Annotated in this window: 21 protein-coding genes; 14 read left to right on the top strand and 7 right to left on the bottom strand. The window is 41.9% G+C overall.

The genetic code is table 11. The features are described 5' to 3' along the window. Positions 1–36: 36 nt before the first annotated feature. The 10 genes from NBH14_RS15740 (at position 37) to NBH14_RS15785 (ending at position 7,321) form a co-directional block, all read left to right on the top strand. Positions 37–1,203 carry a fimbrillin family protein gene (locus tag NBH14_RS15740; RefSeq protein ID WP_186961873.1) on the top strand — a complete coding sequence of 389 codons (1,167 nt, stop codon included), beginning with the start codon at positions 37–39 and terminating at the stop codon, positions 1,201–1,203. 19 nt (positions 1,204–1,222) lie between these two features. Further along, the gene (locus NBH14_RS15745) at positions 1,223–2,098 is read left to right on the top strand and encodes a fimbrillin family protein (protein ID WP_186961872.1); all 876 of its coding nucleotides are present in this window, start codon (positions 1,223–1,225) and stop codon (positions 2,096–2,098) included. Positions 2,099–2,114: 16 nt separating this feature from the next. Next, a complete protein-coding gene (locus NBH14_RS15750; protein WP_186961871.1) occupies positions 2,115–2,951 on the top strand; it encodes a hypothetical protein in 837 nt (278 codons plus the stop codon). A gap of 13 nt (positions 2,952–2,964) precedes the next feature. Then, positions 2,965–3,936 (top strand): fimbrillin family protein, encoded by a 972-nt coding sequence (locus NBH14_RS15755; protein WP_186961870.1) that lies wholly within the window; start codon positions 2,965–2,967, stop codon positions 3,934–3,936. A gap of 18 nt (positions 3,937–3,954) precedes the next feature. Beyond that, positions 3,955–4,962 carry a fimbrillin family protein gene (locus NBH14_RS15760; protein WP_186961869.1) on the top strand — a complete coding sequence of 336 codons (1,008 nt, stop codon included), beginning with the start codon at positions 3,955–3,957 and terminating at the stop codon, positions 4,960–4,962. Between the two features lie 15 nt (positions 4,963–4,977). After that, a complete protein-coding gene (locus NBH14_RS15765; protein WP_186961868.1) occupies positions 4,978–6,144 on the top strand; it encodes a DUF4906 domain-containing protein in 1,167 nt (388 codons plus the stop codon). 23 nt (positions 6,145–6,167) lie between these two features. Then, positions 6,168–6,443: an HU family DNA-binding protein gene (locus tag NBH14_RS15770; RefSeq protein WP_007656599.1), complete on the top strand. Its 276-nt coding sequence runs from the start codon at positions 6,168–6,170 to the stop codon at positions 6,441–6,443. A gap of 135 nt (positions 6,444–6,578) precedes the next feature. Further along, positions 6,579–6,752 (top strand): BF3379 family histone-like protein, encoded by a 174-nt coding sequence (locus tag NBH14_RS15775; protein ID WP_128135829.1) that lies wholly within the window; start codon positions 6,579–6,581, stop codon positions 6,750–6,752. 150 nt (positions 6,753–6,902) lie between these two features. Then, positions 6,903–7,067: a hypothetical protein gene (locus NBH14_RS15780; protein ID WP_186961867.1), complete on the top strand. Its 165-nt coding sequence runs from the start codon at positions 6,903–6,905 to the stop codon at positions 7,065–7,067. 98 nt (positions 7,068–7,165) lie between these two features. After that, positions 7,166–7,321 carry a hypothetical protein gene (locus tag NBH14_RS15785; RefSeq protein WP_186961866.1) on the top strand — a complete coding sequence of 52 codons (156 nt, stop codon included), beginning with the start codon at positions 7,166–7,168 and terminating at the stop codon, positions 7,319–7,321. Positions 7,322–7,714: 393 nt separating this feature from the next. Here NBH14_RS15785 and NBH14_RS15790 read toward each other — a convergent pair whose 3' ends face one another. The 5 genes from NBH14_RS15790 to NBH14_RS15805 all read right to left on the bottom strand — a co-directional run bounded on the left by NBH14_RS15790 (position 7,715) and on the right by NBH14_RS15805 (position 13,537). Beyond that, a complete protein-coding gene (locus NBH14_RS15790) occupies positions 7,715–7,978 on the bottom strand; it encodes a hypothetical protein (protein WP_186961865.1) in 264 nt (87 codons plus the stop codon). A gap of 226 nt (positions 7,979–8,204) precedes the next feature. Next, positions 8,205–8,333 (bottom strand): hypothetical protein, encoded by a 129-nt coding sequence (locus NBH14_RS28690; RefSeq protein WP_255502384.1) that lies wholly within the window; start codon positions 8,331–8,333, stop codon positions 8,205–8,207. A gap of 2 nt (positions 8,334–8,335) precedes the next feature. Continuing rightward, positions 8,336–9,109: a hypothetical protein gene (locus NBH14_RS15795; protein WP_186961864.1), complete on the bottom strand. Its 774-nt coding sequence runs from the start codon at positions 9,107–9,109 to the stop codon at positions 8,336–8,338. Between the two features lie 1,404 nt (positions 9,110–10,513). Beyond that, positions 10,514–10,735, bottom strand: a complete 222-nt coding sequence (locus NBH14_RS15800) for a hypothetical protein (RefSeq protein ID WP_186961863.1) — start codon at positions 10,733–10,735, stop codon at positions 10,514–10,516. 1,887 nt (positions 10,736–12,622) lie between these two features. Continuing rightward, positions 12,623–13,537 carry a hypothetical protein gene (locus NBH14_RS15805; RefSeq protein ID WP_186961862.1) on the bottom strand — a complete coding sequence of 305 codons (915 nt, stop codon included), beginning with the start codon at positions 13,535–13,537 and terminating at the stop codon, positions 12,623–12,625. A 766-nt stretch (positions 13,538–14,303) separates the two neighbouring features. Between NBH14_RS15805 and NBH14_RS15810 the strand changes: the two genes are divergently transcribed. Together NBH14_RS15810 and NBH14_RS15815 are read left to right on the top strand one after the other, a co-directional pair. Continuing rightward, positions 14,304–14,747: a LapA family protein gene (locus NBH14_RS15810; protein WP_186961861.1), complete on the top strand. Its 444-nt coding sequence runs from the start codon at positions 14,304–14,306 to the stop codon at positions 14,745–14,747. An 8-nt stretch (positions 14,748–14,755) separates the two neighbouring features. Beyond that, on the top strand, positions 14,756–15,970 hold the full coding sequence (locus tag NBH14_RS15815) for a sodium ion-translocating decarboxylase subunit beta (RefSeq protein ID WP_186961860.1): 1,215 nt from the start codon (positions 14,756–14,758) through the stop codon (positions 15,968–15,970). 103 nt (positions 15,971–16,073) lie between these two features. On the opposite strand, the gene NBH14_RS15820 is transcribed toward NBH14_RS15815, so the two are convergent. Then, complete coding sequence (locus NBH14_RS15820) at positions 16,074–17,294, bottom strand: tetratricopeptide repeat protein (RefSeq protein ID WP_186961859.1); 1,221 nt, start codon at positions 17,292–17,294, stop codon at positions 16,074–16,076. A gap of 40 nt (positions 17,295–17,334) precedes the next feature. Continuing rightward, a complete protein-coding gene (gene gyrA, locus NBH14_RS15825; RefSeq protein WP_007656618.1) occupies positions 17,335–19,911 on the bottom strand; it encodes a DNA gyrase subunit A in 2,577 nt (858 codons plus the stop codon). Between the two features lie 221 nt (positions 19,912–20,132). Between gyrA and NBH14_RS15830 the strand changes: the two genes are divergently transcribed. After that, on the top strand, positions 20,133–22,694 hold the full coding sequence (locus NBH14_RS15830) for an ATP-dependent Clp protease ATP-binding subunit (protein WP_128135382.1): 2,562 nt from the start codon (positions 20,133–20,135) through the stop codon (positions 22,692–22,694). A 111-nt stretch (positions 22,695–22,805) separates the two neighbouring features. Beyond that, positions 22,806–24,857, top strand: a complete 2,052-nt coding sequence (gene htpG / locus NBH14_RS15835) for a molecular chaperone HtpG (protein WP_186961858.1) — start codon at positions 22,806–22,808, stop codon at positions 24,855–24,857. The last annotated feature ends 284 nt before the right edge of the window (positions 24,858–25,141 follow it).

The following is a 25,141-nucleotide window of genomic DNA, read 5'->3' on the forward strand; positions in this document are numbered from 1 at the left end:
ATCAATAATAACGATATAAATAAAAACAGAATCAATATGAAACAAAACAAACAATCCATTTGTCTGGCTGCACCACCTTTACGGCAGTGTGTCTTCCTGGGATACCTGTTGTTTCTCCTGTTGCCCGCTTGCACGGCCGGAGAGGACGGGGCAGACAATGGCCCTTCCGGTAACCGGGGAGAAGCAGTCTTGCTGCAACCCCGTTTCTATACCGGTCAACCGTCGACTCGTTCTGTCGTGAACGGCCTGGAATCGTCGGAAGCCGTAACTGATAAGGATAAAATATCCTCCGTCATGCTTTATGTAACGGAAAGCGCTGGTTATCCTTTTTACCAGGGGGTGAAAGATTCGGATAACAACTTGAAAGACGGACTTTCCCTCTTCAAAGCCAAAGGGTCGGGAACCTTGACCTGGGAGGGTACACCTGCCGTAAACCTTTACAACCTTCAGGCACGTGTTTTCGCTTTCAGTCCCTCAGATGCAACATTCAGTCCTTCTACGACCAGCGATGAGCATACGATTGAGGTTACGATACCGACCGATATGACTTTCAACGGCGAAAATAGCTGGCAATGCAGTACGGTCGATTACCTGTACGGTTCAGGTTCAAACGCTATCGGTAGCAACACGTCGATCACAGTCAGTAATGCCGAGGGTTCTTTTTCACCCACTATTCATTTGCAACATGCATTGGCGCAGATCGTGTTTAAGCTGCAAAGTGCTTCGGGACGTCTGGTCGATAACGATTACGACTATGTTAAGAAGATCACGCTCAACACTGCTTCAAACATATTTGCCGCTACGGCAACCACTGCAACGACGACGATGAAACTAAAAGACGGTACCCTGGGCGTAACGACTGGAACAGAAGAGTTAAGTTTCACTCCTGACCCAATGGCCACAGCCGTTAAATGTGGTGAGAACGGTACTCCGGCAATGGTCGGTTATGGCCTGGTCGCTCCGCTGGCTAGCAAACCAACAGATGTTTCATTTACCATCGTGCTCGGAAAAACGACAGATACGGCAAATGAACGTCATTTGGTTGTCAAAGCGGCTAATTTTCAACAGATACAATGGGAGAGGGGTTATCGCTATACCTACAATCTGATCTTATCCGATAGGGCCATTGTCGTTGAAGACATAACAATAGACGGATGGCAAAAGGTTACCGGGGACGGTACACTTCGCCCGGATGATTTTTAAATGATGAAAGGAGAACAAGATGAGAAAAAGAATAACAATAAATAAAAGCGTAGTACTGGCTGTTTGCTGGTTGGCTGTTACTGGTTTTGGCTGTTCAGACGAAATGGTCCTTACCTCCTCCGGCCATGAAGGTGAACCTGTGAACGTTCAGGCATCAATAGACGGTTTCGGCGGAGTACTGACTGAAAGCGGCAGTAAAACGGTTGCGGCAGATAATGGTTATGACAGAAGCACCTTCGTTGATAACGATAAAATCCGGATCACAAAAAAATATGGAGAAGTAGCGGACAATCCAATAGAATATACATTATCAGGAACTACCTGGACACCGCCGTCCGGAAAAGCGCTTACCCTACAGGCGGGAGCGATTTATCAGGCTGTATATCCGACAAATTACACCAGTATTCAAGCCTCTCAAAAAGATGCGCCCAATTATTTGAAAAGCAATTTGCTGCAAACGGATATGACTGCATCGACAGGCAACGAAGTCATTAATTTCACATTCAAACATGTAAATACGAAATTGACACTGATATTCAAACCGGCAGAGGGTGGCCCTGCCTTTTCGGGCGATTTTAGTATTCAGGTACAGGCGACGGGGTTACGGACAGGAAACAGTACACAGGAAATCGTAACACTTTATCGTCCGGATAACAGTGCGTATACCTGGCATGGGATTGTTTATCCCAAAGGAGCCGCCACGAATATTACCGTCAGTGTCACCTATAACGATGTAACTTATCGAACGACTTTGAACGACTGCGGGTTGGCTGTCAATACACAGTATGAATATACACTCACCATTCAGAATAATATCCTGGTGCCTGTCGGTAGCGAGATAAAACCCTGGACACCGGAGCAAGCCCATACCGGAACATTAACTGATCCGACATAAATAAAAAAGAACAGATATGAAAAGAATAAACACAACACAACGATCACCGGGCGTACAGATTGCCGTCTTGCTGTTTCTGTTGTCCTCCTGTACATCGGGAGAACAGGAGGAATGGAAAGGCCGTCCGCTTGAGATTACAGCAGAAATAGCCGCACCGGTAACACGGGCCGATGCCCATGATTCAGACTACGACAAACAGACCTTTGTTGCAGGCGACCAGATCAATATCTATTCAGGTGCATACGCAAATGGAAGTCCTACTGTTTACACTTACAGTAATTCAAAATGGCTGCCTGCCGGTGGAGGTGACGGAATCACTATGACAACTGACAATGGAACCTATACGGCTTCATATCCGACTACATTTAGTGGCATAAAAGCAGATCAGACGACCCCGACTGCATTTTGGGAAAGTAACCAGCTTACTTCTTCTGAAATTCCTGCAAAGGGAAACCGTGTTAATTTTGTCTTTGCCCCGGCAGCAGCCAAGATTACGGTCAACGTGGAGTATTCGGCAGCTACGACTGGTACCCGTATTACGTTAGAAGGAGATAAGCTACAGACTACTAGCGAAACAGGCGAAACAATAACTCTTTTACCGGTAATAGCTTCCGGCACAAATCATACATATATCGGTATTGTTCGTGCAAACACTTCGGCAACATATAAAATAACCGTATATACAACGGCTGATGCTTCCAAGGGTAAATATCATGAGGTAACGGAGTTCAGACTGGAAGCTGCCCACAACTACATTTACAATTTCACATCAACCAACAAGTTGATACTTAACAGTGTAAACGTGACTTCGTTTGGTGATGCGGTATCAGGGGGAGACTTAAATGCAACTTAATACATAAAAGAATATGAGAAAATTGAACTTATATACATTAACAGCGTTATTGGCAGCCTGTGCCGGATGCACAGACAGTCTGCCGGACAATGGCGAACCGTCTGCTTCCGCTCTCCAACTAATATCGGTTGGCTTGGCAGAAACGGCACAGACCCGTGGGGGAGTCGTGACTTCTATCAATCAAGTAAAATTATATGTGGCCAATACTGGTTTATTAACCGCCTATAACGCATCGACACCATCCTTGCTGTTTACGCAAAGCAGCGGGAGTTGGTCGAGCACAGCTTCGGTTGAGATAACAACGGGGAGTGCTGACGTATACGCCTGTTATCCGACCGGGGCGGACATAACAGCCGGCAGTAACCTGACTATCCCGGTATCCGTCAGGAAAGGAAGCGATTCGGATGAGACCCAGAAACTCGACTTTACCGGAAGCCAGCAAACGGATTATCTCTATGCCACAAAACAGACAGGGATTACCCAGGCTAAACGTGCAATTTCGTTGACGATGAATCATGCTTTAGCAAAGGTTAGTTTCAAAATCGACAAAGCGACTGACGTCAGTGAAGTGATTTATTTGAAGCAGATAAATATACTAAGTAATACGAATAAGTTGCAGACAGGCGAAGGCAGCATACAGTTAACAGATGGGGTATTGAACGGTTTGGTTTCTACCTCTGCCGTTACATTGAACGGTTCGGCATTACTGTCTTCCTCACAGTCCTCTCCGAATGTTTTTTGTCTGGTAGCTCCGATGAGCGCAACCGAATCGGTTCTCTCTTTCAGCCTGACAGTGGCTGTAAGCGGTGAGAGTAGTTCCGAATTGCGCACATTCAAAACGGCATCTGCTACCCCTGTCAAATGGGAGGCGGGCAAACATTATATGTATTCCATTACAGTCAACAAAATCGGCGGTGTATTGAAAAACTTTAAGGTCGAAGACTGGAAAAGTGATGCCAGCCAGGATACGAATATAGGTATTTAACAAATTGAAGAAATGATTATGAAGACAGGAATAAACATACTATTACCGGTTTGCCTGGCGTTGCTGATGTTGAGATGTACATCGGGGCTACCGGATAATGACAACGAGCAGGGGCCGCAGGGAAAGGAGGAGCCGGTTGAACTTTCATTTAAACTGTATGAAGCCTCTTTAACCAAGGCCTTGGGAGCTACCAAGCTCGTAGACCTTGATCCCGGTACAACATTCACTGTTCTGGCTTATAAAGCCGGAACAGCTGTGGATGCATCCACACAAAAATTACCTGAACCGCTTGGCAAAAGTTCTTGTACAATAAAAGATGACGGAACGGCTGACGGCAATATGTCTCTTTATCGCGGTGAATATGATCTTTATTTTATTTCGTATAACAGTAAGACTGCTCCAAATCCCAATACGGGTGAAATAAAAGTAAATAATGGATACGATTTCATGTACAACGAGATCAAAGGCCTGGTCGTGCAACCGCAAGATGACGGTGATAACAAGATGGAAGTCTCAATGACAGGCCCGTTTGTCCGCTTAGGTTCAAAAATAGAACTGTCGGTAAAAGCAAAAGCATCACCTGTTAAAGTAACTGATTTAATAGTTCAGAAAATAGAGATAAAAAACTTATCAGTTCCATTAACTTATTATTTAGGGCAAAAAGACTGGCGACCGGGGGCGGGCTATACCAGTTCATATACGGTATCGAATTTCTCTTATACGGTAAATGGCTGGGATAAACCTCATACGAACAATGATCCGGTAGTGTTATTGCCGGTCAATGGTAGCCAGCCTCTTGAGTTTGTAATTACATTGAAAGTTTTCTATACGGAAGATGGCGTTGCGGGCACTCAGGAGGGTATATTTGAGTATACTGCCACCACTTCGAAAGCATTGTTGAAGGGAATGCAATATAAATTTGAATTCACGCTAACTTTCTTCGGTATATTGAATCCGGGCGATATCACTATATCATTGCTTGATTATACAAAAGTAGACCAGTCAACAGACGAGGTCGGTGAATAATTTAAATAGAAGGGTATGAAAAAGAAAAGTATATACTATTTTTTATTATTGCTAACACTACTGTTTACGGGATGTGAAGCAACGGAAGACTCCGGAGGTATGGATAATGGCAAAATGTGCGATTTTCAGTTTTGCCTGAAATTGCCTGAATCGATCAGTGTGGAGACGAAAGTAACAATCGGAGATGAAAAGATAACAGTGAATAATGTCTGGATATTGCAATATAACGCTTCCGGAGAATTTATCAAAAGTCTCTATAAAGAAGATAAAGCGTCCGATGATAACGATTTTGTAAAGGAAAATGATTATATGGTCAGGATCAATACAGATGCAACATCAGATACTGAAAAGTTTTCTGATATCGTAAGTTGTTTTTATATAATCGTTAATGGGGGAGAAACCCTCTTAAAAGACTTTAAGGGTACTGAGACCGAATTAAAAGCGACAACAGTAGATTTTACAGCGCCAACAGGTTCAACGCCTACCTTATTGACCTCAGGTCCCTCTAAATATGATCCGAAAACAACTTCTTCCGGAAGTACGGAAGGAGACAAAAAGGTAGTCTTTGTATCCCGGTTATTCAGGGCTTATGCTAAAGTAACGGTTAGAGTTCAATTTAATGATGCCAGTGCATCATTATCTGATATGACTGCAACAATTACCAATATTCCCACGAAAATGGCTTTATATACGGCTGGAGGAGGCAGTAGCAACAGCAAGTACCCGGCAACAATTGACGGCACAACTATGAAGACAACTGAGACGGCTTTTAGCGGTTTAACTTCTACAGCTGGTTCTTCTGCTTATTTCTGTATGCCGGAAAACCTCCGGGGATTGGGTATTTCCGAATCGTTCGAAGGAAAAAACAAAGAATCCAATGGTCCTGGCAGTACGTCTGTTACCACTTCAACTCCGGATGGTAAACTGACCGGTTGTACATATCTTACTTTAAAGGGCACCTATAAGTACGCCAGTAGCCATACAGCCGGGATAAAAGTCGAATATCGTTTTTACCTGGGTGATAACCTGACAAATAATTATAACATCCAACGGGATCACCATTATGATCTGACCATCAATATAAAAGGAGCCAACAGTGCTGATCTCCGTGTGAAGATCACGGATGGCAATGTTGCCGTATTCGATGATGTAGATACAATAGAGAATGAAGTAAGTTTTTAAAAGAGAATTAAAATAATACAGATATGAATAAAGTAGAACTATCCAAACAAATATCCAGCAAAATGTCTATTAAGCAAGTGGAGGCATTACGGTTTATCCATACATTGGAAGAAGTTTTTGAAGAAGCGCTTCTGACAGACAACAGCATTATTTTCCAGAATTTCGGCACATTCACCCTTTGGCAACAGACCGAACGTCCTGGTCGTAACCCAAAAACCGGTGTGCCTGTAACCATAAAAGCCCGGAAAAGTGTTAAATTTAAACCTGGCAAACAGTTGCTGGAGGCTTTAAATAAGTAGGAGGGGGCTGTTTAATAAGTCTTTTATTAATATTCGGCACTTGAACAGAGATGTTTTGTCAATTTTTTGTTGCTCATGATATAATTATTTATATTTTTGTGCTTCGATTTAATAATAAGAAATATCAAAAGTAAAATGAAAGAGTTAGTAGAGAAAATTAATGCAGCGATTGCAGAATTTAGCACAAATGCTAATGCACAGGTTGAAAATGGTAACAAAGCAGCAGGTACACGTGCTCGCAAAGCTTCTTTGGAACTTGAGAAGTTACTGAAAGAATTTAGAAAAGCATCTATCGAAGCAGCTAAATAAAATTTTATTTCAGTTATAAGAGAAAGGTGGTCATCTATTTAACGATGATCACCTTTTTTCGTTAAAAGAGATTGTACATGTGAACAATGTGAAATTAATATTGTTAGATGAAAGTTAAAACAATATTAATCAATCTAAAACGACAAAAGTATGATACCTAGCACTGAATTGGAAAATGGTAAAGTTGAATTAATTCGTGAAATACTCGATATCAGTGATATACATGATATTGATTTACTCAAAGAATACAATAAAGAACTAGCCGATTCTTTAACACAGGAGCTAACTCCGGATGCTGGAACAACGATTAAATAAAATAATGCATCTGTCATTCAAAAAAACTCTATGAGCTGATAGGGGTATTTTCTTTTTTTCTGTCTCATAGATGAAGTTGAATTTAAAAATGGAGAAAAATGGAAACAGTTGAAAGAGAAAAAGCACCTATGTTGTGGTACTGGAGTATTCCTGAAAATGGTATGGATATAGAAGATTGCGAAAAGATCGCAAAGGAAAATCTCGTTAACAGGCCGAATAACAGATATATGGAAATGCATATTGCTTTCGTTTGAAAAGTATATTACAGAGAGTTTAAGGCATGTAGAGTATCAAAAAAGATACATACATGCCTTTTTAGTATTTATTAGTATATGATTCCGGAACATAAATAAATGACGTTTTGTTATAATATCGAATAAAATAAAGTTCTCTACGGAGATAATTTTCAGGGATCGTTTAAATAACCCCAGAAAAAAATAGCAGAAAATTATTCTGTAGTCAGAACCAAATAAAGCATATCATTGTTATAATGATAAACAGAGCTTGAAAAAAGATTCTGTAATAATTATGTTAGTAGTATTTGTTTTTTCATATAAGTAGAGTTTGTTATTTGTTTGGTCCGTATGTAACTGTGAAGTTATATACGGATTTTTTATGCCTGAATAGCTCCTGATATCTTTCTGTTACTATTTTTTATAATTACGATTATGTTTAATAGGATTATCTACGGTGTTTTTGGGGTTATCTTCTTCTCTGTCAACGGTATAGATTTCATACACATTTTTAAACTGACGTGTTCCGTGTGGCAGTTTGACAATTTCGAATTGTGAACTAAATAAAGGCGTAAACTCCTCTATGTTAGGATTGTCAACAAAGCAATATACTTGCAACCAGTCTACACTTATCGCGTATGGTTGCACTTGTTTGGGGGTTGTTTGTGCATTTTTCATAAGGACAATTTCTGCCGGGATAACCCGTTTTTTTGGGGGAATATATAACTGTTGACTGGCGGAAACAGAAGCGGCGACCCTGAAAGAGTCGCCGGGCTTGCCTTAGTCGGGTTACCGTTAGCCGACAGCCCCCCAGCCGTCGGGTTATCTCTACCCGATACAAAGCAAAACAAAAAAAAGGTGAACTGCAATAGCCCACCTTTTTATATTGTATTTCGTTAACAGTTTAGTCTTTGCGCGAACTGTTACTACCTGTTCCTTTGATTATATTATCGTCCTTGCCGATAATTGTTTGCAGAACCTTAATAACTACTTCCACCAACAGACCTACGGTATATTTCCAAAACGGTTTCATAACTATTCAATTTCGGGACGGTCACCACCACCGGGTTCAACGTATAATTCAAGAGACGAAAAATAACACTGACAGGCGTCTTTTCCTGATATCACAGCAACAGAAGCCATGATCGCCGATTGTTTATAAGTACTCAGGGGTTCGCAAGCTGTAGCCAAACCGGGAACCTTATCTTTGTCAAGAGATATTGTGTTCTTACCAGCGTCAGCGTCAGTAATAACATATTCGTAGATCGGAGCCGCTGCAAAACTGGAACTAAGACTAAGACCGTTGTTCCCCGGCGTAGTTTTACCGTAACTTTGTGCAACAACAATCAATACCTTATCCCCAACAGCAAACAATTTAGAATATGTTACAGATGCAGATAATTCTTTTTCGTTCTGAACAAATTCGGATTCTGCCAAATTCGCCCCCATTCCGGCATACACAGTAACACCGTCCTCAATAGCCGCAACAATCTGAGAGAGATAGTTTAATCCATCCAACTTTTTGTTAACCTTCAGCCATTCCATGATAGGCGCATTAAGTTTTACATAATGATTGCGCTGAGATCCGTACTTCGTTTTATCAAACGTTTTATCTATCCATTCCGACAATAATTTAGCTGAACGGCCCATAATGCCAAACGCTTTACGTTGGTCGGATTGCATAGATGTATTCGATTTGTTTTCCTGAATACGTTTGGCGGCGATAGTTCTGCCGCGTGATGTTCGGTATGTGGCGTCGCCGAATGATTTGCGACCGATACCTAATGTACCATTCTTTACTATACCCATATTACTTTATGGTCAGGGTTATCCGGGAGGTTAAGTCCTGTACGGATGCTGATCGGTGGCAAAGGTGTAAAATTGATTGACACGGAGCAAGACCGGAGGAAATACGGAGGAATCACGGAGGCACTTGCAATATGATATGTTATTTGTTGTTTTGGTGTCATATTGTCAAATTGTAGTACACCCCTACTCTATTTATATTTATATATATTTAACGATATTCGGGTTTGATTTGTATTTGATATTTTATTGCGGGTATAAAATTCATACAGAGAATGCGCATAATTTGAAAACATTATGTCTCTCGATTTGTTATTTTTATGTAGGGATTAAGAACTAATTCTTATATTTGCGCCTGAAAAGCGCCCGAGAGGGGGCAAATTTGGGACAATTGTATTGAAAATATAAAAGCGTTTAGCTTTTTTTGTGTCGTAACGAAACCGCCAATTGAACTACGAGTACACGAAAAAATGTTAGATGCCTACGCATGGCGTGGGTGTTTCTCATTCGTGTACTTAGGTGCTTGGCGGTACCTGTTACGACCGATGGGTTAACGTCCCACGCTTTTCGTTTGTTAACCGCTCTACAGGGACAGAGGGCGCCAATACACCAGTATTATGTCAACATTAGATTTACCGAGCAACCTAGAGAACACAACGTATTTTGTGAATGAGAATTACAGGGGATTATCTGAATCAGAAATCAGAACACAGTTAAATGCTTTGAATATTATTAAAATTCCCGGATTACTTGATAATCATTCTATTCTTATTATTCGATCTCCGAATATTCCGACGATAGTAGTTTGTATGATGGACTCGAAAGACATTTGCCTGATTGCTTATATGTTTTCGTGAGCGGGATAAAAAACAAGCCTGCAATTGAAATAATTGTAGGCTTGCTTTTGTTATGTTATACTATGCCAATAATTTAGTGCTATAATGTAGTTGTGAACTAAGTTCCGACAACAGTTTATGACTAGGACGTTGACAGGTTCGTCGATCGGTAGGGTTTGATCGCGACGGAGATCAGTAAAGACCTCTCCTATTCCGCGGTATTGGTCACCTTCGAGGCGGGCGACAAAGCGCCCGGCATTGGTGTAGGCTACCGCAATCACCTGATCGGAAGGATATATTATCATTTTGTACATGTTGATTCTTTTTTATTTAGCGTATATTTTATATATAATCTATTGTATTCACATTTCAACCATTCGAAAACGAAAAGAGGTCGATCACTTTCCTCAAATATGGGGTTTGTTTTCATCTCAATGTCGAAATGTTTGTCAGCTTCCTCTATAACTTCTTCGAGACTTTGTATAATATCTATATTCATTCGTTTTATTATTAATTGTTTAATTGTTAGTTCCTTATCGGGGGTTGGGCGTAAAATCTACGCCCGTTCTACTTAACGGGCGATGGAGGCTAAAACCTCCTGATAGAGTATTTCTTTCCCTTCGACGTCTAGCAGGCGGGAAAGGTTTCGATTGCCATTCCTAGAGATACATTCTTCGATTGCGTCTTCGTAGGATTCAAATAGGTCTGACGGACAATAAGCATGGTTATCACCATATAACTTAATGTAGGTACAATGCTTTCCATTGCGCGAGATAACAATGATACGTTCCATTGTTTTGCCGATTTCGTCAACGTACCAGCATAAGCCGCGGGGATGAGCACGCGCAACACGTACGGCATAATATTCAAAGTCGGGAAACAGAGTAGATGAAAAGGGGGATTCTCTGATTGTGTCTAAGTTTTCTAAGGCTTGCCTATAAACCATGATGTTAGATTTTAACGGTTAATAATTCATGTTCGATGCTATCAACAAATGCGTGGTCGCATGCGTATAGGATACGAATACATATTTGGTCAACACATATTTTATACCAATCGCTGCCCTCCAAGCGTTTCAATCGGGTTGCGTCAAATAAGATAAGGCGCTTTTTCCCGTCTGTTGGATTCCGGTAGTAAGATACAATGTCAATAGGCAATGTATCCATCAACTTTTTTGATTCTATTCTTTCACCCTGTGTCATAATATTACAATATTTAATAATTAATACCTGTGTTAAATTGTTTCACGTGGAACGCTAAAACTTTGATTATCAATACACTAAGTTACTAAATAATGGTGTTAATTACTATATACGTATGGTTAATATATGTTATATAACAGGGGCGCCGAAGGCGCACAGGGCAGCGCGATAGCGCTGTAAAAGGGAGTGACAAAAAGAAAAATCGGGCACCTCAAAGATAAAAATGGCTATCGGATTGAGAAAAGAACTTGACTGAACAACAGAACTTCCGGCTTAGGCTCCGGGACGGGAACGGCTTGGAACAAGGCGCGAGCGGCACGGAGACGCCCCGCGGCAGGCGGAAACAGACGGTATCGGTCAAAGGTTGGGTTAGCGGGGCACTTTAGAGACTAGAGTAACTGTGAATAGAACTGACGTTACCCTACCCCGTTCGGTAGCCGGGAACGGACGCCTGCGGAGCGGAAGCAAGCGCTTGCGCTCGCGGCACCGCATAAGGCGGGCGGGCACGGCATAACGCAACACACAGGCAGAGGGATAGACAAAGAGTAACATTGAATGAAACAGGCGTTACAGGAGACAAAGGAGACGGAGCGTAATAACTAAATAGCCGGGCACGGGGCGCAAGGCGCTTTGTGTCGGGCTATTTAGTTATTACGCGAAGGCGAAAGAGGGCTATTTAACATAACGCCAAGTTTTGCTGGGCGCTGCGCACGCGGAACGCGGCGTATAAGCGAACGGCAACAACTTTCGTTATGTTATATAGCCCGGTAACACAGGCGCCTACATTTGGGGATAGGTATAGCACGCGCAGAGAACGGAACAAAGGCGTTTGAGATATAATAGGCGTCCAGTTGTGAGGGCGCGAAGGGAAAGCACAGGCGGTGTCCTTCGGGGCGTTTGGGGCGCTGCATGGGGCGACGCGGGCGCCCCGGACGGCATGACGACGGCAGAAGAGGAACCACGCAGAGAACGACACAGTGCCATTACGGGAAATAACAGACGTCCAGTTATGAGGGCGGTATCGTACATGACAGGCGGAGCGCGCCCGGGAGGTCGGGACGCGCGAAGTGCGAACCGGGCGACCATATTTGGGCGCGCGGTTCAACTTGACTGACTTAACATGAAATAATGATCCGTCTTAGCGGTATTTGGTTGCCTTTACGTTTAATCAGCCTAATAGATTGTAGGCTTACCTCTATATCCATTATTATACATTCTGTGTCATGGGACATGAAGTACAAGGCTAGGTTTATTCCGCTCCGTTGGTTATCTACGCTTATGTCTAGGTATTGATGTACTGACTTGATTGCTTCCAAGGCAGAGAGAGAGTAATATACCAATAGTTCCATGTTTTCAGGACTATCTAGTTCTTTGCCATCGGCTATAATTGTTTCCATATTATTCGTTTTTATATCAATAGGATTATTTAATTACGCTCCGCTAAGGGGGGGGAAATATACGGTTGCCTATGGCACGCCTTATGGTCTCCGTCTTATTTCCGGGTAGGCTTTATAGGCGAGGAATGCAGCAAGGTTCTTTGAAAATGTGTATTCGTATTGGACAATTCGTAGGGCATCAATGAATTGTTCTGTTGGGAACGGTATTTCATTTTCTATGTTCACCAGTTTACGGAGAAAGATTTTATCGGCTTTTGTCACATCTTGACGCAGTGTCAACCTGACGGGACGCGTTGTTATAACTGGCATATGCTCGAATATAGATACTGATTTCATGCGGCTTTTGTTTTTCGTCAGGTCGTTTATCCTAAAATCAAAGTATTTATCTGCGTAGATATAGAATAAGGATTCAATGTCTGCCTGTAATTTTAGCATATCGGTACTGATCGTAAATATTTCCCCTGTGTCTGTTTTCAGAAGCGTTTTCGCGTCGGACTTGATAGATATTTCAACGCGCCATACGTCGCGGCTATCGTCAATACCGTTCAGTTTCCATAATTGGCGGATATATGGTTTTTCTTTAACTTCGCGTAACTCTTTTGTTTTATTGTACATGTATGTACATACAGCGCTAGAACGGCTACCGAATGATATGTAGTTAATATCCCTGACATTTTTTGCTGAACCTCTTAACGTACATCGACTGTCATCCGTCCTTTTAATACGTTCATTTACAACTGATTGTAAAATACGCTTTGTGTCATTTTCATTTTCGGGGGATTGCTCGCGTAGCGCTCCGATGATTGCATCGACTAGTTGGTCGCGTTTATCAGACATTGTGTCACCCTGTAATGTGTATGATGGTTGACCGTTTTTTAAGAATCGACCGGAGAGAAAAGAATTTATCAGGCGACGCGGCGACATTCCACCAACAAAATCATTGCAGTCATAACACAAATCTAGTCGGCTGATCGACTTGTATTTCAATCCGTACATCGCTAAGAAGTTGACAAATGTATACGAAAAGTCGGGTTGGTATAGTTCACGATTGGATAATTTTACTAGGGCTCCTCTCCTATCAATTACACTTGATACGGGATTCGTTAAAATAGTGGCATAGTGATAGTTATATTGCCTATTACGATTATGTTTAATAGGATTGTAAGAAGTTATCCTGGGACTATCCCACGCAAATTATTTTCAACTTTTATTGACAAAATTATGTTGTATGTTAAATAACTATTCTAACTTCGCACCGCGATGAAAAAAGTATTGTTGATAGTGTCGTTTCTGTTTCTGCTTCTTTTGAATATGCAGATAAAGACTGAAGATGAAAATATTTTGTCTCCTGAGAAAACGACTTTTGTTTGCAGTAAGGAAAAACATCCATTCCAGGACGAGTTAAAGAATTATGATTTAAGTCAAAGCTATCATTCAGTCTATTGTCTTACTACTCGTAGTCAGGTGTTGCCAACCCGATGCGAACGTCCGTTTAAAGTGACTACCCGTCTTTTGGAGTTGTTTCTTCAGAAGGAACAAAATATTCTGAATAAAGTATCTGAAACATTTTTAATATCACAATCTGTAAAATTCTCCACTCTTCGTATACGATCAGGCCATTGGGTCTACGTACTACGGAAAATAATTATTTAGTTTAACATCTTTTTTTTGTTCTTTTTTATTGTCTGCACGTGAATTGGCAGATAATGACTAATCATGTACCCTAATTAAGGTATTATATTGGATTTTAAATTAAATAATTATGTTAAGTCTATTACTTTCAACCCTTGAAATGATGGCTCTGACCTTCATTATCGGTTTTGTTGTTGCCGGTGTAATCAAGCTTATTGCTGTTTGGGCCGACTCCCTGGAATTTCACCATTCCCACAGTGATGAACTGGTGCAATTCGGCAAACTAAATAAATTGCGTGCCAAAATTGGTGAAATATTAGGGCTGGATGTGGTAAATAATGAAGAAGATGTAACTGATGACGAACGCGAAGAATTCCGTCGTGGTGTAAACAGCGATCTTCTCCATATAAAACCGTCCGGATATTATCATGGCGTAAGTCATGGCGCTTCTCATTTGGATCTGATGGATTATTACTATCCACAGGATACTCGCATTATGTACCTCAAAAAAGAGGAACAGCTAATGAGAAAGAACAATACAAACAAAAAGGAGAATCCTTCTATCGAAAAATAAAAACAGATATGGAAAATGTTGATTTTTTTAGTTTGTTCCAAGGCTTTGGAACAATGGTTGCCGGTGGATGGATACTGGCTGTTGCGCGTGTTTTTTTGATTACACTTGGCGGCCTACTCGTTTATTTAGGCTGGAAAGGAGTCCTGGAGCCGATGGTTATGATCCCGATGGGGCTAGGAATGGTTGCAATCAATTGTGGTACTTTAATCATGCCGGAAAGTGTATTAGGTAATTTATTTCTGGATCCTATGCTTTCCGATACAGACGAGTTGATGAATACAATGCAGATTGATTTTCTTCAACCCGTATATACACTGACTTTCAGTAATGGTTTGATTGCCTGTTTCGTGTTTATGGGTATTGGAACATTACTGGATGTGGGCTTTCTGCTTCAGAAGCCTTTTGCCAGTCTTTTCCTGGCTCTCTGTGCGGAACTGGGAACTTTTCTGACGTTGCCTATTGCCAGCGCCTTTGGTTTGTCTTTAAGTGAGAGCGCTTCTGTTGCGATGGTTGGCGGTGCAGATGGTCCGATGGTTTTGTTTACATCCCTGATCCTGGCCAAACATTTATTTGTTCCTATTACTGTTGTTGCTTATTTATATCTGGGACTGACCTACGGAGGATATCCTTATCTGGTCAAACTCCTGATCCCGCAGCGTTTGCGTGCCATAAAAATGACCACTACAAAACCTCCCAAAAACTACGATGCTAAAGTTAAACTGGCTTTTTCTGTTATTTTGTGTGCTGTTTTATGCTTTTTATTCCCGGTGGCCTCTCCCCTCTTCTTTTCATTGTTCCTGGGTGTTGCCGTTCGCGAATCAGGCATGAAGCATATTTATGATTTTGTCAGTGGTCCGTTATTGTATGGTTCGACTTTCATGTTGGGGCTGTTATTGGGTGTATTGTGCGATGCTAAGTTGTTACTCGATCCCAAGATCTTGAAATTATTGGTATTAGGAATTACTGCATTGTTATTGTCTGGTATCGGAGGTATCATTGGCGGATATATCATGTATTTCATTAAACGCGGAAATTATAACCCGGTAATCGGTATTGCTGCTGTCAGTTGTGTTCCTACTACTGCCAAAGTAGCGCAGAAACTGGTAAGTAAAGAGAACCCGGACTCTTTCATTTTAGGTGATGCGTTAGGTGCTAATATTTCAGGTGTTATTACGTCTGCAATTATTACAGGTATTTATATAACGATTATCCCTTATCTGTAAAGGGCTGTATCCACTACTGATAGAAAATAGCTGTTCCCGAGTATAAACAAAAAAATAGCCATCTCAACAGAGACGGCTATTTTTATATATAATGAAATGATTATTATTTGTTCATTTCAGCTTCGATAGCTTCCAGTTCCGGACCCATGTTCAGATTATAATAGATACCTCTTAAAGCAACCATATATTCTGATTCGCCAGGTTTCATTTCGTGAGCTTTCTGGAAATAAGGAAGAGCTTGTTTGAAAAGATCTTTTGCAATAGTCAATTCTTCCTGATATTTCTTGCTATCATTGATCATGTTAGCTTCACCCTGTTTGTTTACAGCCTGGTTGTAATATATACGTCCCAAAGCAGACATCGATTCAACACTTTCCGGATTGACTTCTAATGCTTTCTTGAATGTTTCTTCAGCTTTAGCGTAATCTTTAGTACCTGTTTCGTAAACAATACCCAGTGCATGATACAACTGGCTTTCAGAAGGTTTCTGTGCAATTGCAGTATTCAGATAACTTATTGCTTTTTCGTTCTGACCTGAACGGATGTAAGTGTCAATCAAACTCATCAGGAAGAAGTCTTCATTGGGGAATTTTGAATAACCTTCTTCAAGAGTCTTAACATGGTTTACACTGTCACCTGCCTGTTGGTATTCGTAAGCCAAATACTGGTAAATATCATTTAGTCTGAAATCTGTGCTCTTTGCGCGTTCCAGAGCTTTGATTGCTATAGGAGAATCCTGCAATTGAGTAGCTGCAACTGCTGCATAGAACTGAACAGTCATGAAAGTAGAATCTTTTTCAGCAGTCTGAGTTCCTTCGAACATAGGCAGTTCTGAGATTTCCAGATACTGGTTGAAGAAATCGTAAGCTTTCTTATAATCTTTCTGATCGAAATAATAAGCGCCACCATTGAAATAATATACGTGGTCAGCACCTAAAATACTCTTAATGTCTTTAGAATATTTAGGTTTGATTTTACCTTTTTCGTTAGGAAGCTGATCCAGTTCGTAAGCCTTCTTAAAATAAGGAAGGATAGCACCTAATGCTTCGTACATAACCGGTTCATTCGGCTGTTGTCCTAAAATCTGTTTTGTTCTTTCAGCACTAAACTGCTGGTCTTCGATAAAACCTGCAACATACCATGCCTGGGCGTCATCCTTTGTTTCAGGATTTTCCAAAGCACCTTTGATTAAGGCTCTTGCTTCAGTGAAGTCTGCCTTGTCTCCTTTTGCTATTCCTTGCGCCTCCTTAACGGCTTTCTTTTGAGCGAAAGAGGCAGATGATGCTGCAACACATAGTGCAACTGTTAATAATAATCGTTTCATTGTGATAGTAATTTGAGATTAATATTTCTATTTGTTTAAATTATTCATTTGTTGTCTCTTCAGTATCATTTGCGATATCTTCAGATCCATCAAAACCGGTTAATTCTTCATTATTTTCATTCTGAGCATCCAGTTCAGCGCTTTCTTCATCTACCTGCTCATCCGGTTCGGACAATACCTTACATACCGAGGCTATTTCATCATTACGTTTACCCAGGTTAATCAGGCGAACACCTTGAGTTGCACGGCCGATGACGTTCAAATCTGTTACTTTCATACGGATAGCGATACCTGACTTGTTAATGATCATGATGTCATTTTCCTCTGTCACATTCTTGATGGCAACCAGTTTACCTGTTTTATCAGTAATGTTGATCGTCTTGACACCTTTACCGCCACGGTTAGTCATTCGGTAATCTTCCACATTCGAACGTTTTCCGTAACCCTGTTCAGATACGACTAGTACAGTATCGGTCTCCTTATTCTTGATACATACCATACCTACCACTTCGTCGGAAGGATCATTATCCAATGTCATACCTCTAACGCCGGAAGCAGTACGTCCCATGACGCGAACCGCACTTTCGTGGAAACGAATAGCCCGTCCGTTACGGTTAGCAATCAATACTTCGTTGTCTCCGTTGGTCATACATACTTCGATCAGGCCGTCGTCTTCACGCAATGTGATCGCATTTACGCCATTCTGACGCGGACGTGAGTATGCTTCAAGCAATGTTTTCTTGATAACACCCTTCTTGGTACAGAACAACAGATAATGTGAATTGATAAATTCGGTGTCGGTAGTCAGCTTCTTCACGCGGATAAAGGCGTTTACTTTATCATCCGCTTCAATGTTCAATAAGTTCTGGATAGCTCTACCCTTTGCATTCTTAGCTCCTTCCGGAATTTCATATACTTTCAGCCAGTAGCACTTGCCTTTTGCTGTAAAGATCAACAAAGTGGCATGCATAGAAGCCGGATAGATATACTCCACGAAGTCTTCGTCGCGTGTTACCGAGCCTTTCGCTCCTACTCCGCCGCGTCCTTGTGCACGGAATTCACTCAGCGGCGTACGTTTGATGTATCCCATGTGGGAAATAGTGATGATCATTTCATCATCGGCATAGAAATCTTCAGGATTCAGTTCTTCGGAAGCATATACGATATCTGTTTTACGTTCGTCGCCAAACTTATCTTTTACTTCTTGTAATTCTCCTTTGATAACGTCCATACGAACATCTTCATTTTCAAGAATCTCTTTCAAACGGGCGATCAACTTTTCAATTTCTTCGTATTCTGCACGCAGTTTGTCCTGTTCCAGTCCGGTCAACTGGCGAAGTCTCATTTCAACGATTGCACGTGCCTGAACATCCGATAAAGAGAAACGTTCCATTAAACGTTCGATGGCTTCGTTCGGGCTCTTGGATGATTTGATGATAGCAATTACTTCGTCGATATTATCAGAAGCAATGATCAAACCTTCCAGGATATGCGCTCTTTCTTCAGCCTTCTTCAGTTCGAAACGGGTACGACGGATAACAACTTCATGGCGATGTTCAATAAAAGCCTTGATCATATCCTTCAGGTTTAACTGTCTAGGACGACCGTTAACCAAAGCGATATTGTTTACACTGAAAGAAGATTGCAGGGCAGTCAGCTTATATAATTTATTCAGTACAACGCCTGAATTGGCATCACGTTTCACGTCGACGACGATACGCATACCGTTACGGTCTGACTCATCGTTTACATTAGAAATACCTTCGATACGCTTGTCATTAACCAGGTCGGCTATATACTTGATCAGTTCTGCCTTATTAACAAGGTAAGGGATTTCAGTGATAATAATCTTTTCGTGATTATTTTCTACTTCAATTTCTGCTTTACCACGAAGAATGATACGTCCTCTACCGGTTTCGAATGCTTCTTTTACACCGGCATATCCGTAAATTGTGGCACCAGTCGGGAAGTCGGGAGCTTTGATGTATTGCATCAATCCTTCTACATCAATATCTCCGCGAGCGTCGATATAGGCAATACATCCGTCGAGTACTTCACTCAAATTGTGTGTCGGCATATTGGTTGCCATACCAACAGCGATACCTGAACCACCATTTACCAGCAGGTTAGGAATACGGGTTGGCAATACAGTCGGTTCTTTCAGCGTGTCATCGAAGTTTAACTGAAAATCTACCGTATCCTTCTCGATATCCCGGAGCATTTCCTCGGCAAGTTTACTTAATCTTGCCTCCGTGTAACGCATAGCGGCAGGACTGTCACCGTCCACTGAACCGAAGTTACCCTGTCCATCAACCAACGTATAACGCATCGACCATGTTTGTGCCATACGAACCATTGCGAAATAGACGGACGAGTCACCATGTGGATGATATTTACCTAAAACTTCACCAACAATTCTCGCAGATTTTTTATAAGGTTTGTCGGATGTATTACCCAATTCATTCATTCCAAATAAAATACGACGATGAACCGGTTTAAAACCATCCCTAACATCCGGAAGGGCGCGCGAAACAATAACAGACATTGAATAGTCAATGTACGCCGATTTCATTTCCTCCTCGATGTTAATCTTAATAATTCTGTCTTGATCAACCATTTAGTTTTATATTAATTACACTCAATATCTCATCTTTTAAAAAGTGCACTAAGGTAACGCTTTTCCCATTATCACGAAAGTTTTTACGCTGAAATTTTATTATTCAGAAATATTGGGTTTTTCTTAAGGAATAATGGCATGAAATTTGTTAGGTATATATAGAGAGTTTATTAATTTTGCATTCACAGTACATTATTATAATAGATAAGGATTCATATAGTATGAAAAATAATTATTCGAAAAGGCTGATCGACGTTATAGAATATAGCCGCGAAGAAGCCGCCAGGCTTCAGAACAGTTATATCGGGCCGGAACACTTAATGCTTGGTATCATCCGCGACGGTGATGGCAAAGCCATGCAGTTACTGCATGATTTGCATGCCGACGTACTCGATATAAAGAAGAGGATTGAGCAGGAGATCAAAAATACATTTGAAACTGAAGAGTCTGAATTACACGATATAGCCATCAGTAAAACAACTGAACGCGTATTGCGCATGAGTATGCTGGAGTCACGTTTGTTTAAAACAGATGAGACAGGTACGGAACATCTGCTTCTTGCTATTCTGAAAGAAGAGTTCAATGTTGCCGCCAAAGTATTGGGTGAAGCCGGTATAAACTACCGTAACGTATATAACGATCTGGCAAACGGAACAAACATGAACCGTATGGAAGAACTGGAAGAGATAGACGAAATCAGTGACGGTTATACAGATGACGAGGACGATGAAGAAGAAGATTTCTCTTCACGTAAGGAATCCCCCCGCTCCTCTTCAGGTACCGGTGCCGCACAGCCCAAGTCACCGAACGATACTCCGGTATTGGACAACTTCGGTACGGATATGACACGTGCCGCTGCCGAAAACCGCCTGGACCCGATCGTTGGTCGTGAGAAAGAGATTGAACGCCTGGCACAGATTTTAAGCCGGCGTAAAAAGAACAATCCGGTACTGATCGGTGAACCGGGTGTGGGTAAATCTGCTATTGTAGAAGGACTTGCCCTGCGCATTATCCAGCGTAAAGTATCACGTGTGTTATTCGATAAGCGGGTAATCAGTCTGGATATGGCCTCTATCGTGGCCGGAACAAAATACCGCGGCCAGTTTGAAGAACGTATCAAAGCAATTTTGAACGAACTTTCAAAGAATCCGAACATCATCTTGTTTATCGATGAAATCCATACCATTGTCGGAGCAGGATCGGCTTCCGGTTCTATGGACGCTGCCAATATGCTGAAACCGGCGCTGGCACGTGGTGAAATACAATGTATCGGTGCTACGACGCTGGATGAATATCGTAAAAACATTGAGAAAGACGGTGCCTTGGAACGTCGTTTCCAGAAAGTGATCGTCGACCCGACAACAGCAGAAGAGACATTGCAGATCCTGAAAAATATCAAGCCCCGTTATGAAGAACATCACAATGTGATCTATACGGACGAGGCGCTGGATGCTTGTGTAAAGCTGACAGAACGATATATCAGCGACCGTAATTTCCCGGATAAGGCAATCGATGCTCTGGACGAGGCCGGTTCTCGCGTACATATATCTAATATTACAGTACCGAAGAGTATCGAGGAACTGGAAGCAAAAATAGAAGATACGAAAACCGAAAAACTGGCTGCCGTAAAGTCACAGAACTTCGAACTGGCTGCAAGTTTCCGTGATAAAGAACGTCAGTATCTGTTGCAGCTGGAAGCAGCGAAAGCTAAGTGGGAACAGGAATTGCAGGAACATCGTGAAACAGTGGACGAAGACAAAGTAGCCGAAGTGGTAGCCATGATGTCAGGCGTACCTGTTCAACGTATTGCCAAAGCAGAAAATCTGAGACTGCTGGAAATGGCAGACAACTTGAAGAAGCAGGTAGTCGGCCAGGACGATGCCGTCCAGAAGATCGTAAAAGCGATCCAGCGTAACCGTGTAGGATTGAAAGACCCGAACAAACCGATCGGAACCTTCATGTTCCTCGGCCCGACGGGTGTAGGTAAAACTCACTTGGCTAAAAAGTTGGCTGAATATCTGTTTGATTCGGCTGATTCATTGATTCGTATCGATATGAGTGAATATCTCGAAAAGTTCGCGGTTTCCCGCCTGATCGGTGCGCCTCCGGGATATGTAGGTTACGAGGAAGGTGGCCAGCTGACGGAAAAGGTTCGTCGTAAACCCTACTCCGTTGTATTGCTCGACGAGATCGAAAAAGCGCATCCGGATGTATTCAACTTGCTGTTGCAGGTATTGGACGAAGGTCGCCTGACTGACAGTCTTGGCAGACGGATCGACTTCAAGAATACGATCCTGATCATGACTTCCAATATCGGAACACGTCAGCTGAAAGACTTCGGCCGTGGTGTCGGATTCAGTTCGCAAGCAGCCGGCGAAATGGATAAGGACTTCTCTCGCGGCGTGATTCAGAAAGCACTGAATAAAGCATTCGCTCCTGAATTTCTGAACCGTGTCGACGATATCATCATGTTCGACCAGCTTGATAAAGATGCGATCCACAAGATCATTGATATTGAGTTACAAGGACTTTACAAACGTGTTTGTGGTCTGGGCTACGAACTGGTACTTACCGACGAGGCAAAAGATTTCATTGCAACGAAAGGTTACGATGTGCAGTTTGGTGCCCGTCCGCTGAAGCGTGCCATCCAGAAATATCTGGAAGATGAAATGGCCGAGTTGATAATCCGTGCATCCGTTGGCGAAGGCGACAAGATCGTTGTAGACTTCAATAAAGATGAACAGAAAATAGTAACATCCGTACAAAAGAAAGGACAGGAATAAGTCGTTTCTTCCGGTAATAAAGTCAAAATGTCAGATAGAACCTATCTGGCATTTTTTTTGTTTATATCGTAACGTCAAACGAATTATTATAACATTAAAAATATAAACAAAATGGCTAAACAAGGAAACATAGGTGTTACAAGTGAGAACATCTTCCCTATCATCAAGAAATTTTTGTATAGTGATCACGAAATCTTCCTTCGTGAATTAGTGTCGAATGCTGTAGATGCTACACAGAAATTGAAAACCCTGGCATCTGTCGGTGAATTCAAAGGAGAACTGGGCGACCTGACCGTTCAGGTTAGTTTCGATGACAAGATCATCAAGATTTCTGATCGTGGTATCGGTATGACAGCCGAAGAAATTGACAAATACATTAACCAGATCGCATTTTCCGGTGCTGAAGAGTTCGTAGAAAAATACAAGAACGATGCAGCCGCCATCATCGGACATTTCGGTCTTGGTTTCTATTCTTCTTTCATGGTTTCAAAGAAAGTGGAAATTGTAACCAAATCTTATAAAGAAGGCGCTGTTCCTATGAAATGGAGTTGCGACGGCACTCCCGAATATACGTTGGAAGAAACACAGAAAGACGACCGTGGTACAGATATTATCCTGTATATCGACGACGAAAACAAAGACTTCCTGAATAAAGACAAGATCAGCGGCCTGCTGACAAAATACTGCCGTTTCCTCCCCGTTCCTATCGCATTCGGTAAAAAGCAGGAATGGAAAGACGGTAAATATGTCGATACCGACGAAGATAACATCATCAACGATATCACTCCGGCATGGGTTCGCAAACCGGCCGATATGACTGATGAAGACTATAAGAAATTCTATCGCGACCTGTATCCAATGTCGGAAGAACCATTGTTCTGGATTCACTTGAATGTGGATTATCCGTTCAACCTGACCGGTATCCTCTACTTCCCGCGCATCAAGAGTAACCTCGACCTGCATCGTAACAAGATCCAGTTATACAGCAACCAGGTATTTGTAACCGATTCCGTAGAAGGTATCGTTCCTGAATTCCTGACATTGTTGCACGGTGTACTCGATTCTCCGGATATTCCATTGAACGTTTCCCGTTCTTATTTGCAGAGCGACCAGAACGTGAAAAAGATTTCCAATCATATCACAAAGAAAGTGGCCGACCGCCTGGAAGAAATGTTTAAAAACGACCGTCCTCAGTTCGAAGAAAAATGGGATAGCTTGAAACTGTTTATCCAGTACGGTATGCTGAGCGACGAAAAGTTCTATGATCGTGGTGCCAAGTTCGCCCTTCTGAAAGACGTAGATGGTAAATATTATACTTTTGAAGAATATAAAGCATTGGTGGAAGCCAACCAGACAGATAAGGAAGGCAACCTGATCTATCTCTACACTACGAATGTAAACGACCAGTACAGCTATATCCAGGCCGCTAAAGATAAAGCATATAGTGTATTGATTATGGACGGCCAGCTGGATGTCCATGCTATCAGCCAGATGGAGCATAAATTCGACAAAACCCGTTTTGTTCGTGTGGACAGCGATACGATCGACAATCTGATCCGTAAGGATAACGTAGGTCAGGTTACACTGAATGAAGACCAGAAGAATGCTTTGCAGGAAATGTTCAAAAGCCAACTGCCGAAGATTGAAAAGACCGATTTCATCGTTACATTCGAAGCATTGGGTGAAAACTCTAATCCGGTTATGCTGACCCAGAGCGAATACATGCGTCGTATGCGTGAAATGTCTGCTATGCAGCCGGGAATGTCATTCTACGGAGAAATGCCTGACAACTACAATCTTGTGTTGAATACCGATCACGAATTGGTTAAGAAGGTACTTTCTGAGGAAGAACAGAACTGCGAAGAAAAGCTGAAACCGATCCAGGCGGACCTGAAAGGCTGGAAAGCACGTCAGGAAGACCTTCGTGAAGCGCAGAACAAGAAAAAGGAAGAAGAGATCACTTCTGCTGAAAAAGAAGATATGACAAACACGAACCATAAGATCGACGAACTGACTTCGCAGCGTAATGCAATCCTGGCAGAATATGCAGGTAGCAATAAGCTGGTCAGCCAGTTAATTGACCTGGCACTGCTTGCCAACGGTATGCTGAAAGGTGAAGCATTGAGCCAATTCATCAAACGCAGTGTTCAGCTGATCGGATAAATGAAGTGAGTAGTCTCACTATGTATAAAATATCATATAAACTGTTCACCCTTCACCTGTACAGTATTAATATATTATCATACAGGCTATTACAATCGTGAATGATAGGTGAATGAGTAAAGAAAAAGGTGAAAGGTATCTCTAAACCCTTCACCTTTTTTGGTAGTGTAAAATAAACTGTGTCACGCATTATTTATCTCTAGAAAACTCATCGGTCGGGGAACGGCCCGCGCCAAGGGGCGGGACCACCCGTCCCGACGAGCGTAAAATTACAATAATTTAAA

Origin of the sequence: Parabacteroides caecihominis, assembly GCF_023656785.1 — a bacterium.
GTDB lineage: Bacteria > Bacteroidota > Bacteroidia > Bacteroidales > Tannerellaceae > Parabacteroides > Parabacteroides segnis.